This is a genomic window from Mesorhizobium loti CJ3sym, from assembly GCF_000472785.1.
GTDB classification, from domain to species: Bacteria; Pseudomonadota; Alphaproteobacteria; order Rhizobiales; family Rhizobiaceae; genus Mesorhizobium; species Mesorhizobium loti_E.
The window spans coordinates 189,852-203,984 of the sequence record NZ_AXAL01000002.1 but is presented as its reverse complement, the minus strand read 5'-3'; the positions used below and the strand labels follow the sequence as shown (position 1 = coordinate 203,984).

Below are 14,133 nucleotides of genomic sequence, written 5' to 3'. Positions count from 1 at the left end.
TTCTGCTCCGCTGCACCCTTCGACCAATGTCACGGAATGGATCGTCTCCGCGTCCGCTTCGCTCCCGCTCCGCCCGTGGATGACGAAGTTGAGGGGGCGCCAGCCAATCTCAAGCGCTGCGCCGCTCGGCCGGCAGCGCGTCCAGCAAGGACTGCATCTTGGCGATCGAGTTCTGCTCGGCGAGCGGCGTATAGACGATCAGCTTCATGTCCGAGCCGTCATCGATCGACAGGCTCATATGCTCGAACACCATCGCGCCAGCGATCGGGTGTCGCAGATGCTTCAGGCCGGACAGGCGGTGCACGACGTCGCGCTGCGGCCACCATTCACGGAATTCGGGACTTGAACGCATCATCAGCGCGATCAGCCGCTCGAAATCCGGGTCGCCGACATATTTCGCGCTCTCGGCGCGGAACGCGGCCAGAGTTGCGCGTGCGAGTTGTTCCCAGTCGACCAGCAGATGCCGCCGATGCGGATCGGTAAACACGCCATGGATGATGTTGCGGGCGTCACCCTCAAGCTGGCCGTAATCGCCGAAAATGGCAACGGCCCCGTCATTCCAGGCCAGCACGTCCCAGCGCGGGCCGACGACATAGGCGGGCTGCAGGACAAGGCTTTGCAGCATATGCAGCAAGGGGCCTTCGACCTTTGCCGGCCCAATGCGCCGCCGCTCGGGCTGCTGGCGGCCGGCAAGCGTGAACAGATGCCGCTTCTCGGCGGCATCGAGCCGCAGCGCCCCGCACAGCGCCGTCAGCACCTCCACGGAAGGCCTGACATCCCTGCCCTGTTCCAGCCAGGTGTACCAGGTGGTGCCGACGCCGGCGATCATCGCCACCTCTTCGCGGCGCAGGCCCGGCGTGCGCCGCCTCAGGCCGGTCGTGATGCCGGTTGCCGAGGGCGTTAGCCTTTCGCGGCGCGAGCGCAGGAAAGCACCGAGTTCGCGCCGGCGGCTGTCTTCAGCGGAATGTGAGGGAGCATCCATGACACGTATTATAGCAGTACTGATACCAGGATAAAGTTTGAACTGTTTGAGACCGGCCGGACGTCCCATCTTGCGTCTGGAGCAACAGACAGGAGGCTCCGGACATGGACCTGAAAGACAAGACAATCCTCATCACGGGCTCGACCGACGGCGTCGGCCGCGTCGTAGCGCAAAGACTGGGTGCCGCCGGCGCCCGCGTGCTGGTGCACGGCCGCGATGCGGCGCGCGGCAAGACAGCGGTTACCGAAATCGAAGCCGCCGGCGGCAAGGCCGAGTTCTTCGCCGCCGACCTCGCCTCGCTGGCCGAGGTACGCCGCCTCGCCGAGGCCGTGCGTGCCCGAACGGACCGGCTCGATATCCTCATCAACAATGCCGGCATCGGCACGGCTGGCGCCAAGAGACAGATCAGCGCCGACGGTTACGAACTGCGCTTCGCCGTCAACTATCTCGCCGGCTTCCTGCTGACCTCGGAACTTCTGCCATTGCTGAAGGCGAGCGCTCCGGCGCGCATCGTCAACGTTGCTTCGGCCGGCCAGCAGGCGATCGACTTCAGCGATGTGATGCTGACCCATGGCTATAGCGGCGTGCGCGCCTACTGCCAGAGCAAGCTGGCGCAGATCCTGTTCACCGTCGATCTGGCGGAACAGTTGAAGGGCACCGGGGTCACCGTCAACGCGCTGCATCCTGCAAGCTACATGAACACCACCATGGTCCGCCAGGCCGGCGTGACGCCATGGAGCTCAGTGGAGACCGGCGCCGAAGCCATCGTCAACCTCGCAACCTCATCTGCCCTCGAAGGCCCCAGCGGCCTCTATTTCGACGGCCTGCGCGAATCCCGCGCCGATGCCCAGGCCTACGACGCCAAGGCAAGACAACAATTGCGAAGCCTGAGCCTCGACCTTGTCGGGCTGGCTTCCCCGGAAAAGAAGGAACAGAATTCATGACCGACAGAACCGAACACACAGTCATCATCGGCGGCTCGTCCGGCATCGGCCTGGCAACCGCGCGCAAGCTGATTGGGCCTGGCATGAAGGTGACGATCACCGGGCGCAACCAGGACAAGCTCAACAGCGCCTGGAAAAGCCTCGGCGGCGCCGCCGACAAGGCCGCATTCGATGCGTCGAAGCCGGACGAGGTCCGCCAGTTCTTCGAGCGCCTCGGCCCGTTCGACCACCTCGTCCTGGCCGCCAGCGGCGGCAAGGGCCTTGGTCCCTTCGCGACGCTCGACCTGGCCGATATCGGCAGCGGCGTCGAGGAGAAGGTACGGCCGCAACTGTCCTGCCTGCAGGCCGCCTTGCCGACGCTCAACAAATCCGGATCGGTCACCTTCATATCGGCAGTGTCGGCTCAGGTCACCATGCCCGGCGTTGCCGGCATCGGTGCCGTCAACGGCATGCTTTTGACCGTGACGCCGATCCTGGCGGTCGAGTTGAAGCCGCTGCGCGTCAACGTCGTCGCGCCCGGCGTCATCGACACGCCATGGTGGGATTTTTTGCCCGACGAGCAGCGGCAGGCGGCCTTCGCCGAATATGCCGGCAAAACGCCCGTTGGCAGGATCGGCCATGCCGAGGACGTCGCCTCGGCGATAGCCTTCCTCGTTTCCAACGGCTTCATGACCGGCCAGGTGCTGACTTGCGATGGCGGGTTGCGGTTCGCGGCCTAGACCAGACAAAGGCGGCGGCTCGAGCCGCCGCCGCACCTGTCAGAGCTGTTGCGCCATCAGCGCCAGGAATCCACCGGTCAGCGCGATGTTGACGATGATGCCGTCGATACGCGTGGCCCGTTCCGGGCCCTGGTAATCCCAGAAATTGTGGAACATCGGCGTGGCAACGATCAGAAACAGGATCAGGCACCCGGCTGCCAGGGAGGTCCAGATGCCCGCGATCACCAGCGCGCCGGCAACGATCTGCAGGACGACACCGGCCCACAGCATCAGCCGCGCCTGCGGCACGCCGCGGCTTGCCATAGCCGGGTCAGGAAGCCATATTCGGAAGCTTGCGCAGGCCGGAGAAGACAAAGGCTTCTCCTATCAGCAGACGGGTGGCCAACAGAATCTAATTCTCAAAATTCGCGGTAATGGTCTTCATTCCAAAAAGGCGCGCGAAGCTGGAGCCCGCGCGCCGGTTCTCGCGGGTTACGCGGCTTTGGCCTTGTCGACCGGGTGAATGGCGTGGAACGGAATGCACAGCCGATTCCAGGTGTTGATCATGCCGAGCGCCACCGACAGCTTGACCAGCTCCTCTTCCGAGAAATGCTCCAGCGTGCGGGCATAAAGCTCATCCGACACGCCATTGTTGGCAATCAGGGTCACCGCCTCGGTCCAGGCGAAGGCGGCGCGCTCGCGTTGGGAAAACAGCGGCGATTCCTTCCAGGCCGCCACGAGATAGAGCCGCTGCTCGGTTACTCCGTCGCGCCGCGCCTCGCGGCTGTGCATCTCGACACAAAAGGAACAGCCATTGATCTGCGAGGCCCTGAGCTTGATCAGGTGCAGCAGGCTGACCTCGAGCCCGCATTCGTCGACCGCCTTGTTGAGCGCCGACACCGCTTTCATGATTTCGGGCGCCTTGGCGAAAAATTGCATCCTCTGTTTCATCTTGATGTCCTTTACATCTGCTTTGGGTTTTGCGGGGTTGAACTGGATTTCTGCGGCCGCTGGTGGCGTGCGACAAAGGCGCAGCTCGCGGCGAACGATCTCGGATCGCCTTCCGCCGCGTAGTCCGCCGCGATGTCGGACAGCTTTGTTTCGGCGAGCGCTGCCCGATAGGCGCGCTCAGCCCGGAGCATCGCGGCATTGATGCCGCAGGGTTTGACATAGGCCGAGGCATCGAGCTTGACCGGACCGTTGCGACGGATCTCGCCGCAACGAAACGCCGGTTCGCGCCCTTCGATAGCCAACACGATGTCGAGCAGCGTGATGCGTTCGGCCGGCCGTGCGAGACGATAGCCGCCCGCCGGACCCGGCACCGACTCCAGGATGCGCGCGGCGGTCAGCATGTTGAGATGCTTCAGGAGATAGCTCGGCGACAGGCCAAAGGACTCAGCAAGAGCAGCACCCGGCATGGTGCTGTTGCCCTCGACGCTCGCCAGCGTCGCCGCGCAGTGGATGGCCGCTTCAACGCCCTCACCCAGCTTCATGGTGCCGGCCTCCTATGCATGGATATCTTTTATCGTGGATAAATTTTATCTGCAATAGGGAGGTGCGGAAATCCATATAGTCGCGATGATGATTTGTTGTGCCGACGGTGGTGCGAGAAGCTAAGGGATTCGCCGCGCATTCCTTCGAGGTTAGCGCTGCCCCTCATTGCCCTGCCGGGCATTTCTCCCCGTAAACGGGGCGAAAGACGGCGTCATCGATGAATTCGCCAACTACCAACGTCGCAAGAAAAGGCGCCAAGGGCGCCGCAGCTTGCCTTCTCCCCGTTCACGGGGAGAAGGTGCCCGAAGGGCGGATGAGGGGCGGCGCTGACCTCTGAAATCGAAGCATCTCGCGCCACACGAAATCGCCCCATACCAAGGCACGGGGCGATTGAGGTAATCCTCGGGCGGAAACTCTACTCCGCGGCCACCTTGGCCATCGGGTTGTTTGGATGCGTGGTCCAGTTGGCGTAGATCGGCGACACCGGCTTGCCGGTGCGCTGATCGATCGCGCCGACGGCCAGCGGCTCCATGGTGATGCAATTGTCGACCGGGCAGACATTGACGCACAGATTACAGCCGACACACTCGGCCTCGATCACCTCGAAATGCCTGACGCCATCGACCATGTTGGTGATCGCCTGGTGCGAAGTATCCTCGCACGCGATGTGGCAGCGGCCGCATTTGATGCAGGCGTCCTGGTCGATACGCGCCTTGGCGATGTAATTGAGGTTGAGATACTGCCAGTCGGTGACGTTGGGCGTGGCGCGGCCGATGACATCGTCGAGCGTGCGGTGGCCTTTCTCGTCCATCCAGTTTTCCAGGCCGGCGATCATCTCCTGCACGATCTTGAAGCCATAAGTCATCGCCGCCGTGCAGACCTGCACGTTGCCGGCGCCAAGGGCCAGGAATTCGGCCGCGTCGCGCCATGTGGTGATGCCGCCAATGCCCGAGATCGGCAGGCCACGCGTTTCCGGATCACGCGCGATTTCGGCAACCATGTTCATGGCGATCGGCTTCACCGCCGGACCGCAATAGCCGCCATGCGAGCCTTTGCCGTCAATCGTCGGCATCGGCGCGAAACTGTCGAGATCGACGCCGGTGATCGAGTTGATGGTGTTGATCAGCGACACCGCGTCGGTGCCGCCGGCATGGGCGGCGCGCGCGGGCTTGCGGATATCGGTGATGTTGGGCGTCAGCTTGGTGATGACCGGCATGCGCGTGTACTGCTTGCACCAGCGCACCACCATTTCGATGTATTCCGGCACCTGGCCGACGGCGGCGCCCATGCCGCGCTCCGACATGCCATGCGGACAGCCGAAATTGAGCTCGATGCCGTCGGCGTTGGTTTCCTCGACCAGCGGCAGGATGGCTTTCCAGCTCGCCTCCTCGCAGGGAACCATGATCGAGGCGATCAGCGCCCGGTCCGGCCAGTCCATCTTGACCTGCTTCATCTCGCGCAGATTGGTCTGCAGGTCGCGGTCGGTGATCAGCTCGATATTGTTGAGGCCGAGAAGGCGCCGGTCGGCGCCCCAGATCGCGCCATAGCGCGGGCCGTTGACGTTGACGACAGGCGGGCCTTCCTCGCCCAGCGTCTTCCACACCACGCCGCCCCACCCTGCCTTGAAGGCACGGATGACGTTGTAGGCCTTGTCGGTCGGCGGCGCCGAGGCCAGCCAGAATGGATTGGGCGATTTGATGCCGACGAAATTGTTGCGGATGTCTGCCATGACAGGTCCCTTTCAGCCGAAACGAAGGATCAATTCGACGGGTGCGAGAATGCCGCCTTCAAGCGCGGCGGTGAGATTGGCGATCTTGGCGCGGGCGTTCTCGCCCATGATAAGCCCGACATTGGGCGGCGTCCTGCCTTCTGCCTGCGCGGCGGCCATGCCGGCGCGGACCGAGGCGAAGAAATCGATGGCGAAGGCGCCACGAGGGCGTTCTTCGATAACGGAAAAGCCCGCAGCCGTGGCAGCCGAACGGTAGTCGTCCGGCGTCGAGACGAACGACATGCTCTCGTCCGATGCCCATGGCAGCGGAAAGGTCAGCGCCCCGTCTTTCAGGCGCATCACATCATAGACGGCAAAGATGCCGCCCAGCTTGAGCACACGCGCCGCCTCGCTCATCAGCTTCGCTTTGTCGGGAAGGTTCATGCCGACATGCAGGATCATGGCCGCATCGAAGCTGGCATTGTCGAACGGCATGTCCAGCGCGCTGCCTTGCACGAAGTGCGTCGTGCCGGTCATACCGGTTCGGTTCGACAGGCTGGTCGCGATGTCGACATAGCTTTGCGTAAGATCGATGCCGGTGACGTCGACATCGCCGGTCGAGGCGACGAAACGTGCCGGACCGCCGACGCCCGAGCCGATGTCGAGCAGCCTGGACCCTGGCTTCAGCCCCATCTGATTGACGAGTTCCCTCGTGGCGACCACACCGCCAATGTGGAATTCGTCGACAGCTTCGAGATCGCTGGCACGCAGATTGGCAATGTCCACGCCCCTGTCGGCAAGCACGGAAAGGATCCGCTGCTCCAGGTCCGATACCTCGTAGTGACGGGCGATGCCCGGTTCCACCGTGGCCATGATCCCTATCCCTGCATCAGACTCCTGTTGATGCTTTCCGCGGCATCGCGGCCTTGCGCCACTGCCGAAACCGTCAGGTCGTCGCCGCCGAAGATGCAATCGCCGCCAGCCCAGACCTTGGCCAGCGAGGTGCGCCCTTCGGCATCGACCTTGATGCGGCCGGCTTCGAGCTCGATCGACGCGCCGCTGCCGTTGAGGGCAGCCGGGACAAAGCTCTGGCCGATCGCCTTGAAAACCTGGTCGGCGACAAGCGTCAGCGTCTCGCCGGTGCCGGCAAGCCTGTCGCCGTTCATGGCTGTGTATTCGAGTTCGATGGCGCTCACCTTGCCGCCTTCAGCGACAACCCGCTTTGGCTGCAGCCAGTGGCGGATGGTGACGCCGTTGGCGGCGGCAAGATCCTGCTCGAACCCGGAGGCGTTCATATGCTCCTGGCCGCGCCGGTAGCAGATTGTCACCTCCTCGGCGCCGAGCAGCTTCGACTGCACGGCCGCATCGATCGCCGTCATGCCGCCGCCGATGACGACGACACGGCGGCCGACCGGCAGGCCGGAGAGATCGCTGGCCTGGCGCAGCTCGGCAATGAACTCCACCGCATTGGTGACACCGGCGGCATCCTCGCCATCGGCGCGCAACGCATTGACGCCACCCAGCCCCATGCCGAGGAACACCGCGTCGTAATTGCGGATCAGGTCGGAGAGCTGGTAGTCGCGGCCGAGCGCCTTGCCGTTCTGGATGTCGATGCCGCCGATCGAGGTGACATAATCGACCTCGGCCTGGGCGAAATTGTCGACGCTCTTATAGGCGGCGATGCCGTATTCGTTGAGGCCGCCGGCCTTCGGCCGCGCTTCCAGGATGGTCACGTCATGGCCATGACGGGCGAGCCGGTGCGCGGCGGCAAGGCCGGCCGGGCCGGCGCCGACCACGGCAACCGTCTTGCCGGTTGGCTCCGGGCGCGGATAAAACTGCTTGTTCTCGGCCATGGCGACATCGGTGGCGTAGCGCTGCAGGCGGCCGATCTGCACCGGCTTGCCTTCCGCCACCTCGCGCACGCAGACCTCTTCGCACAGCGTCTCGGTCGGGCAGACGCGGGCGCACATGCCGCCAAGGATATTCTGGTCGAAGATGGTCTTGGCCGAGCCGATCGGATTGCCGGTCGAGATCTGGCGAATGAACAGCGGGATGTCGATCGAGGTCGGGCATGCATTCATGCACGGCGCGTCGTAGCAGAAATAGCAGCGGTCGGATTCGACCAGCGCCTCGTGATGATCGAGCGGCGGATGCAGGTCGGAAAAATTGTCCGCGTATTGGTCGGCCGCGAGCCGCCCGCCGACAATACCCTCTTTGAACTGGCCTTCTGGCATCGTCAGTTCCCCATGTTTTCGTTTTGGGGAAGGCTAGCACGTTTTATTTTTTTATCAATTGGTCAATTTTCGGCGTAAGGCATTGAAAAGGCTAAACAATAACATGATTTTTTTACTCATGTTATTGTTGTTCATCGCGCCTTCTCAAAAGGGTCGTGCGTGCTTGAACGTCAAAATAGCGGCAAGCTGTTCGAGGCCCGCGCGAAATGATAGGCGCTTGATCATAATGCGGTTTTACACAGACGGAGACGGTGATGACCTATGATCAGGAAACGGTTCAGCGTTGGGAGCCTGTGGATGATCTACCTCAGGCTGCCTGTCAGGTGTGGCGTCTGAAATCCGACAATTACTTTGAACTGACCGTCGAAGGCGACTTCTTTGTTGGGACGGCCGAACGGACCCTCAAGATCGACTTTCATGGAGTGCTGGTCCTTTCGGCTCATGATGACATGCTGGGGTTGGCGCATGTCCGCGATGGCAACTCGATCCCGTTGATAGATTCTGGCGCCCAAAACACCTACAGGTGGCCTATCCTGCGAGTGGAAAACTCGCATTGGTTGCGATCAATCCCGGGCCCAACAGACGGCTGCTCGCATTTTCTGTTGCTCAGCCTCGAATGCACGGTTGAGGTGATTGCTCGTGAAGCTTTAGTCGCATGGATTTGATTGTCCGTTGAAAGCAACAACTGCTCCAGGCGGCGGGACAGACCTGGGATTGTGTGGCCTGCCTCCACTCGGCTCGGAGCGGATATCAGAGTGCGCCTCGATGGATTGCTTTGACCTCATCCGCCACCAGTTCCTGCAAACGCCACAGATTGCGGTCATGGATGCCGAACGCTTCGAGATGGCTGACGGTGTTGTAGAGATATTCCGCGCCGGAGCCGATATGCCCGCAGGCCCTGGCCAACACGCTTGCCACCTTGTCCAGTGGCTGGTTCGGTGATGTCCCCCTGCCCTTCACGCCAACCCAGAAACCGAGCGCCCGCGGCGCGCCTTGCGCCGTATGCACCGGCAGCCACCGGACCGAGCTGATGCTCTCGTGGTCGCTGATCTCGCGCCTTAACAACCTTTCGATCTGGGCCGGTTTTTCGCCCTCCGGCAAACGGTAGATCACCCCGTTGCAGCATCCGCCGCGTTCGAGCGCCATCATCAGGCCCGGCTGCGCGGCACTGCCGCGCCAACGCACCATGTCAAGGCAGAAGGAGCGATGCCAGCCGAAGGCCGTGGCGAGCTGTTGCTCGACCGATTCGAATTCCGGCTTCCAGATCAGCGAGCCATAGGCGAACACCCAGAGCGGCCCCGCATCCGCCTCAGCGGCAAGCCGCATCGCAAGGGTCCGGAAATCCTCGTCGTTCAGCTGCGTCCAGCTCGGATCCGGGCCGGGATCGGCCTCCTCCCTGTGGCACAGTGCGACAAGCTCAGGCGTGAGCGAAATAAGGCGCATGAAACGACAATCCCTCTTCCGCCAGAGAAATTGAAAAGGGCTGGCTGCGCAACCGGGAACACCCGTCATGGGCCTACATTATTGTTCGGGCGATTGTCGGATTTCCATCGCCAGGATCGTCCTTGGAAGGATCGGACAACGATCGATGCTGAACGGTGAGGAGACCGACCATGGCAAAATCCCCGATGCCCTTCTTCTGGTACGAGCTGATGACAACAGACCTCGACGCCGCCGAAGCCTTCTACACCAAGGTTGTCGGCTGGACGGCCGAACCTTTCGACAAGGCGCCGGGCATGCCGCGCTATATCGTTGTAAATTCCGCCGAACGCGGCGTCGGCGGGCTGATGACGATGCCCGATGACGCCGCCAAGATGGGTATGCCGCCGGCCTGGGTCGGCTATATCCACACGAGAGATGTCGATGCCTCGACGGAGGCGGTGAAGGCCGCCGGCGGAGCTGTGCACCGCCAGCCCGACGATATCCCTGGTGTCGGCCGCTTCTCCGTCGTGGCGGACCCGCAAGGTGCGACCTTCATGTTCCTGCAGCCCAATCTCGCCGATCAGCCGACCCTGCCGTCCACGACGCCAGGCCATGTCGGTTGGCACGAGCTCTACGCCTCGGACCGGCAGGCTGCGTTCGACTTCTATTCGGGCCAGTTCGGCTGGACCAGCGCAGGCGATTTCGATATCGGTGAAATGGGTGTCTACCAGACCTTCAAGGCGGGTCCTGAATCAGGCGGCGGCATTATGAACAAACCGCCGCAGCTCGCCGTTCCCGTGTGGCTGTTCTACTTCAACGTCGCCGCCATCGACGCCGCGACCAAACGCATCACCGACAATGGCGGCAAGCTCGTCATGGGTCCGATGGCGGTGCCGACCGGCCAATGGATCGTGCAATGCCAAGATCCGCAAGGCGCGTATTTCGCGCTTCTGGCGCCAATGCGATAACACTGTCCTGGCAAAGCCACCGCAACGATCGGTCTCCCCCAAGGTGGGGGAGACGTCGGGCACGAGAGCAGCGCTCTCCGTCTACCCCGGACTGCTTACTCCGGCGTCAGCACCGCGACCTTGAGCTCAGCCTTTTTCGCGCCACTGAACTGGACGGTGGCCGGGCCGGCCGCGAGCTTGAAACGCACGCTTTTGCGGATACCCGGGCAGGTTTTCACGCCGCTGTAGCCTACCGATTTGACGGCTTTGCCGTCCTGGATCACATCGATCCAGGCCTCACCCGACAGGCTGATCTGAATGGCCCCCTCGGCCGGCACCTGCACGCTGGCGACCGCACCGAACGTGTCTGCTGGGGGAGCATGTTCGGGCGGTAGCGTGAAACCGGCTTTCTCCGTAGGGACCAATGCCAGATCCGCGGCAGCCCCCACCGCCAGCGTCGCTCCGGACGGCGTTGCTGGCGGTGCGGCAAACAGCGCCTGTTCGCGCGTGACCGGCCATTTGAAGGCCTCGCAGCCGGCGTCCTCCGCCATGGCCAAGCTGGTGCCTGCAAGGAGTGCGAACAGGCTGATGACGACTTTTTTCATGGCAGCGGAAATCCCATTCTTGGTGCGCTCATAACAATACAACCATAGCGATATAAATACAACCCTGGAGAGAGCGCTATGAAAGGTCAAACCGGGGAACATTTCCAATCACCGATTGTTGATGGCATGCCATGGGAAGTGAATGGTCCATGGCCCGGCGATAATCTATGGCCGGGCCGGGAGGGTGAAAATGGAGTTTCAGATGAAGCTTTTTGAAGGCCTTTCCAGATACCAGCCGCAGGCGCTCGGCGTGCTGCGCATCATGACCGCGCTGCAGTTCGTCGAGCATGGCAGCCAGAAACTGTTCGACTTCCCCGTCAGCGCCCAGCCTCACGCCCTCACCGGGCTGACCACGGCTGCCGGCATCCTTGAATTCGCCGGCGGCATCCTCTTGGCGCTTGGCCTGTTCACGCGGCCCGTGGCATTCCTCCTGGCCGGCGAAATGGCGATCGCCTACTTCATGGCGCACATGCCGCGCGACTTCTTCCCGGTCAACAACAGCGGCGATGCGGCAATCTCGTTCTGCTTCATCTTCCTCTATCTGGTCTTCGCCGGCGCCGGTGCCTTCGCGCTGGACAACCGCGGCAAGGGCTGAGGTCCCATACGGGGGTGAGCCCTCACCCCCGCATCCGTTCGAAATTCGCATCGAACAATGGCGCTGCCTGGATGCGCGCCGCATGGCGTTTGCCCAGCAACTCGATTTCGAACCCCTCGCTCTCGTCGGCGATCTCCTTCGGCACATAACCGATAGCAACCGACTTTTTCGAATGATGCGCATAGCCGCCCGACGTCACCCAGCCGCGCACGGCGCCGCCGAACCAGATCGGCTCGTCGCCGATGACATCGGCGTCGTCCGCATCGACGATGAACGCCCGCAACCGCAATTTGCCACCCTGCTTGCGCTCGGCCAGCGCCGCTGCCTTGCCGATGAAATCCGCCTCCTTGCCATAGGCGACGAAGCGGTCGAGCCCGGCCTCCAGCGGTCCGTAGATCGGCCGGTATTCGCGCCCCCATGAACCGTAGTTCTTCTCCAGCCTGAGCGCATTCAGCGCGCGCGAACCGAACAGGCCGATGCCGAACTCCGCGCCGGCTGCCATCAATGCATTGAACGCGGCGCGCTGGTATTCCGGCGCCACCCAGATCTCGTAGCCGAGATCGCCGGTGTAGCTGACACGGCCGACCAGGCACGGCGCCATGCCGACATCCATCTTCGCCACCGCCATGAACGGAAACGCCGTGTTGGAAACATCAGCGCGGCTGACCTTGGCCAGCACCTCCCGCGCCTTCGGCCCGGCAATCGCAAGGCCAGTGAGTTTCGCGCCCATCGCCTCGATATGGACCGAGCCATCTCCGGGCAGATGCGCCTCGAACCAGCGCATGTGGTACTGTTCGGCGATGCCGGAACCGGCGAGGAACCAGCCTTCCTCCCCCAGATTGGCCAGGGTGAAATCGCCGATCAGTCTGCCGTCTTCCTTCAGCATCGGCGCCAGCGTCATGCGGCCGGGCTTCGGCAGCTTGCAGGCAAGCATCTTATCGAGCCACGCAGCCGCCCCCTCGCCAGTCACCTTGTATTTGGCGAAGCTCGAAATCTCCGACAGGCCGACGCCGTCGCGAACCGTCGCAACTTCCGTGCCGACATGGGAAAAGTCGCTGGAACGGCGCCACGAGAACTCGTCCTTGATGCCTTCCGGCGCGTACCAGAGCGGCACCTCAAGCCCGTAGGCTACGCCAAACTGCGCCCCCTTCGCCGACAACAAATCATAGACGGGCGTGGTCTTGAGCGGCCGTCCGGCGGGCAGTTCCTCATTCGGGAAGCGGATTGAAAACCGCCTGGAATAGTTCTCGCGCACCTTGGCGTTGGTATAGGCCATCGTCGCCCAGTCGCCGTAGCGCGCCACGTCCATGGCCCAGATGTCGGCGCCGGGGTCGCCCTCGATCATCCAGTTGGACAAAGCGAGGCCCACGCCACCCCCCTGCGAAAAGCCCGCCATGACGCCGCAGGCGACCCAGAAGCCCGGCAGGCCGCGCACCGGCCCAACCAGCGGATTACCATCCGGCGCGAAGGTGAAAGGCCCGTTGATGATCTGCTTGATACCGGTGTTCTGAAAGGCCGGGAAATGCCGGAACCCGACCTCCAGCGAGGGCGCGATGCGGTCGATATCGGGTGCCAGCAGTTCATGACCGAAATTCCACGGTGTCTGGTATTCGGACCATGGCTTGTTGGCCTTCTCATAGGTGCCCATCAGCATGCCGCCACGCTCCTGGCGCAGATAGAGTTCGCCGTCGAAGTCGACGGCATGCATGATCTCTTCACCTGTCTTGGCGTTCCAGGCAGCGACTTCCGGCATGTCCTCGGTGATCAGGTACATGTGCTCCATCGCCAGCACCGGCAGTTCGAGCCCGACCATGCGGCCGACCTCGCGCGCCCACAGGCCGCCGGCATTGACGACATGCTCGGCCACCACCTCGCCCTTGTTGGTGATGACGCGCCACATCCCGTCGGGCCGCCGCACGATGTCCTCGACCTTGGTGAAGCGCTCGACTTCCGCCCCAAGCTTCCGCGCGGCCTTGGCATAGGCATGGGTGACGCCGGAGGGATCGAGATGGCCGTCCTCCTTGTTTCTGACGGCGCCGACGAACTGCTTGGGATCGAGCAGCGGCATCAGTTCGGCCGCCTCCCTGGGCGAGATTTCTTCCAGCTCGATGCCGAGATAGCGCCCCTTGGCGACGACACCGCGCAGCCAGTCGAGCCGCGCCTCGGTCGCGGCGAGCAGCACACCGCCGGTCAGGTGCACGCCGGTCGCCTGGCCCGACAGCTCCTCGATCTCCTTGTAGAGGTTGATCGTGTATTTCTGCAGCTTGGCGACGTTGGGGTCGCCATTGATCGTATGCATGCCGCCTGCAGCGTGCCAGGTCGAACCTGAAGTCAGCTCGTCGCGCTCCAGCAGCACCACGTCTGTCCAGCCGTGGCGGGCAAGATGGAACAGCACGGAACACCCGACGACACCGCCGCCAATGACCACGACCTTTGCATGCGATTTCATGGATTTTTCTCTGATATCAGTGAGTTGGATGGGTGAGTGGATTCAAGATGGGAGG

15 protein-coding genes are annotated in these 14,133 nt (G+C 62.9%); 5 read left to right on the top strand and 10 right to left on the bottom strand.

The window, feature by feature from the left end; all coding sequences use genetic code 11:
• Positions 1-109 precede the first annotated feature (109 nt).
• Entirely contained in the window at positions 110-982 is an 873-nt protein-coding gene (locus A3A9_RS0105530; RefSeq protein WP_027057880.1) for a helix-turn-helix transcriptional regulator, read from the bottom strand.
• A gap of 104 nt (positions 983-1,086) precedes the next feature.
• Between A3A9_RS0105530 and A3A9_RS0105525 the strand changes: the two genes are divergently transcribed.
• Together A3A9_RS0105525 and A3A9_RS0105520 are read left to right on the top strand one after the other, a co-directional pair.
• Entirely contained in the window at positions 1,087-1,926 is an 840-nt protein-coding gene (locus A3A9_RS0105525; protein WP_027057879.1) for an SDR family oxidoreductase, read from the top strand.
• Positions 1,923-2,645, top strand: a complete 723-nt coding sequence (locus A3A9_RS0105520; RefSeq protein ID WP_027057878.1) for an SDR family oxidoreductase — start codon at positions 1,923-1,925, stop codon at positions 2,643-2,645. Before A3A9_RS0105525 ends, A3A9_RS0105520 begins: the two co-directional genes overlap by 4 nt.
• A gap of 39 nt (positions 2,646-2,684) precedes the next feature.
• Here the strand turns inward: A3A9_RS0105520 and A3A9_RS41080 are convergent, their stop codons facing one another.
• The 6 genes from A3A9_RS41080 to A3A9_RS0105490 form a co-directional block, all read right to left on the bottom strand.
• Positions 2,685-2,948, bottom strand: coding sequence for a DoxX family protein (locus tag A3A9_RS41080; protein WP_343286126.1), 264 nt, complete (start codon positions 2,946-2,948; stop codon positions 2,685-2,687).
• A 168-nt stretch (positions 2,949-3,116) separates the two neighbouring features.
• Positions 3,117-3,575, bottom strand: coding sequence for a carboxymuconolactone decarboxylase family protein (locus A3A9_RS0105510; RefSeq protein ID WP_027057877.1), 459 nt, complete (start codon positions 3,573-3,575; stop codon positions 3,117-3,119).
• Between the two features lie 11 nt (positions 3,576-3,586).
• Positions 3,587-4,117: an RrF2 family transcriptional regulator gene (locus A3A9_RS0105505; RefSeq protein WP_027057876.1), complete on the bottom strand. Its 531-nt coding sequence runs from the start codon at positions 4,115-4,117 to the stop codon at positions 3,587-3,589.
• A 416-nt stretch (positions 4,118-4,533) separates the two neighbouring features.
• Positions 4,534-5,847, bottom strand: a complete 1,314-nt coding sequence (gene preA / locus A3A9_RS0105500) for an NAD-dependent dihydropyrimidine dehydrogenase subunit PreA (protein ID WP_027057875.1) — start codon at positions 5,845-5,847, stop codon at positions 4,534-4,536.
• A gap of 12 nt (positions 5,848-5,859) precedes the next feature.
• On the bottom strand, positions 5,860-6,699 hold the full coding sequence (locus A3A9_RS0105495) for a class I SAM-dependent methyltransferase (protein ID WP_027057874.1): 840 nt from the start codon (positions 6,697-6,699) through the stop codon (positions 5,860-5,862).
• A 5-nt stretch (positions 6,700-6,704) separates the two neighbouring features.
• Positions 6,705-8,060, bottom strand: coding sequence for an NAD(P)-dependent oxidoreductase (locus A3A9_RS0105490; RefSeq protein WP_027057873.1), 1,356 nt, complete (start codon positions 8,058-8,060; stop codon positions 6,705-6,707).
• A gap of 254 nt (positions 8,061-8,314) precedes the next feature.
• Here A3A9_RS0105490 and A3A9_RS0105485 point away from each other — a divergent pair, with 254 nt between their 5' ends.
• Complete coding sequence (locus tag A3A9_RS0105485) at positions 8,315-8,725, top strand: hypothetical protein (protein WP_027057872.1); 411 nt, start codon at positions 8,315-8,317, stop codon at positions 8,723-8,725.
• A gap of 85 nt (positions 8,726-8,810) precedes the next feature.
• Here the strand turns inward: A3A9_RS0105485 and A3A9_RS0105480 are convergent, their stop codons facing one another.
• A complete protein-coding gene (locus A3A9_RS0105480; protein ID WP_027057871.1) occupies positions 8,811-9,503 on the bottom strand; it encodes a gamma-glutamylcyclotransferase in 693 nt (230 codons plus the stop codon).
• Positions 9,504-9,673: 170 nt separating this feature from the next.
• On the opposite strand from A3A9_RS0105480, the gene A3A9_RS0105475 reads away from it, so the two are divergent.
• The gene (locus A3A9_RS0105475) at positions 9,674-10,450 is read left to right on the top strand and encodes a VOC family protein (RefSeq protein ID WP_027057870.1); all 777 of its coding nucleotides are present in this window, start codon (positions 9,674-9,676) and stop codon (positions 10,448-10,450) included.
• A 95-nt stretch (positions 10,451-10,545) separates the two neighbouring features.
• Here the strand turns inward: A3A9_RS0105475 and A3A9_RS0105470 are convergent, their stop codons facing one another.
• Positions 10,546-11,034, bottom strand: coding sequence for a hypothetical protein (locus tag A3A9_RS0105470; RefSeq protein ID WP_027057869.1), 489 nt, complete (start codon positions 11,032-11,034; stop codon positions 10,546-10,548).
• A gap of 202 nt (positions 11,035-11,236) precedes the next feature.
• Here A3A9_RS0105470 and A3A9_RS0105465 point away from each other — a divergent pair, with 202 nt between their 5' ends.
• Positions 11,237-11,629, top strand: a complete 393-nt coding sequence (locus A3A9_RS0105465; protein WP_027057868.1) for a DoxX family protein — start codon at positions 11,237-11,239, stop codon at positions 11,627-11,629.
• Between the two features lie 22 nt (positions 11,630-11,651).
• On the opposite strand, the gene A3A9_RS0105460 is transcribed toward A3A9_RS0105465, so the two are convergent.
• Positions 11,652-14,078, bottom strand: coding sequence for a GcvT family protein (locus A3A9_RS0105460; RefSeq protein ID WP_027057867.1), 2,427 nt, complete (start codon positions 14,076-14,078; stop codon positions 11,652-11,654).
• Positions 14,079-14,133 lie beyond the last annotated feature (55 nt).

Coding starts and splice junctions, on each gene's coding strand:
- A3A9_RS0105490 (WP_027057873.1), bottom strand. CDS start 8,060: ATGCCAGAAGGCCAGTTCAAAGAGGGTATTGTCGGCGGGCGGCTCGCG.
- A3A9_RS0105485 (WP_027057872.1), top strand. CDS start 8,315: ATGACCTATGATCAGGAAACGGTTCAGCGTTGGGAGCCTGTGGATGAT.
- A3A9_RS0105530 (WP_027057880.1), bottom strand. CDS start 982: ATGGATGCTCCCTCACATTCCGCTGAAGACAGCCGCCGGCGCGAACTC.
- A3A9_RS0105460 (WP_027057867.1), bottom strand. CDS start 14,078: ATGAAATCGCATGCAAAGGTCGTGGTCATTGGCGGCGGTGTCGTCGGG.
- A3A9_RS0105480 (WP_027057871.1), bottom strand. CDS start 9,503: ATGCGCCTTATTTCGCTCACGCCTGAGCTTGTCGCACTGTGCCACAGG.
- A3A9_RS0105465 (WP_027057868.1), top strand. CDS start 11,237: ATGAAGCTTTTTGAAGGCCTTTCCAGATACCAGCCGCAGGCGCTCGGC.
- A3A9_RS0105495 (WP_027057874.1), bottom strand. CDS start 6,699: ATGGCCACGGTGGAACCGGGCATCGCCCGTCACTACGAGGTATCGGAC.
- A3A9_RS0105470 (WP_027057869.1), bottom strand. CDS start 11,034: ATGAAAAAAGTCGTCATCAGCCTGTTCGCACTCCTTGCAGGCACCAGC.
- A3A9_RS0105505 (WP_027057876.1), bottom strand. CDS start 4,117: ATGAAGCTGGGTGAGGGCGTTGAAGCGGCCATCCACTGCGCGGCGACG.
- A3A9_RS0105510 (WP_027057877.1), bottom strand. CDS start 3,575: ATGAAACAGAGGATGCAATTTTTCGCCAAGGCGCCCGAAATCATGAAA.
- A3A9_RS0105525 (WP_027057879.1), top strand. CDS start 1,087: ATGGACCTGAAAGACAAGACAATCCTCATCACGGGCTCGACCGACGGC.
- A3A9_RS0105475 (WP_027057870.1), top strand. CDS start 9,674: ATGGCAAAATCCCCGATGCCCTTCTTCTGGTACGAGCTGATGACAACA.
- A3A9_RS41080 (WP_343286126.1), bottom strand. CDS start 2,948: ATGGCAAGCCGCGGCGTGCCGCAGGCGCGGCTGATGCTGTGGGCCGGT.
- A3A9_RS0105520 (WP_027057878.1), top strand. CDS start 1,923: ATGACCGACAGAACCGAACACACAGTCATCATCGGCGGCTCGTCCGGC.
- preA (WP_027057875.1), bottom strand. CDS start 5,847: ATGGCAGACATCCGCAACAATTTCGTCGGCATCAAATCGCCCAATCCA.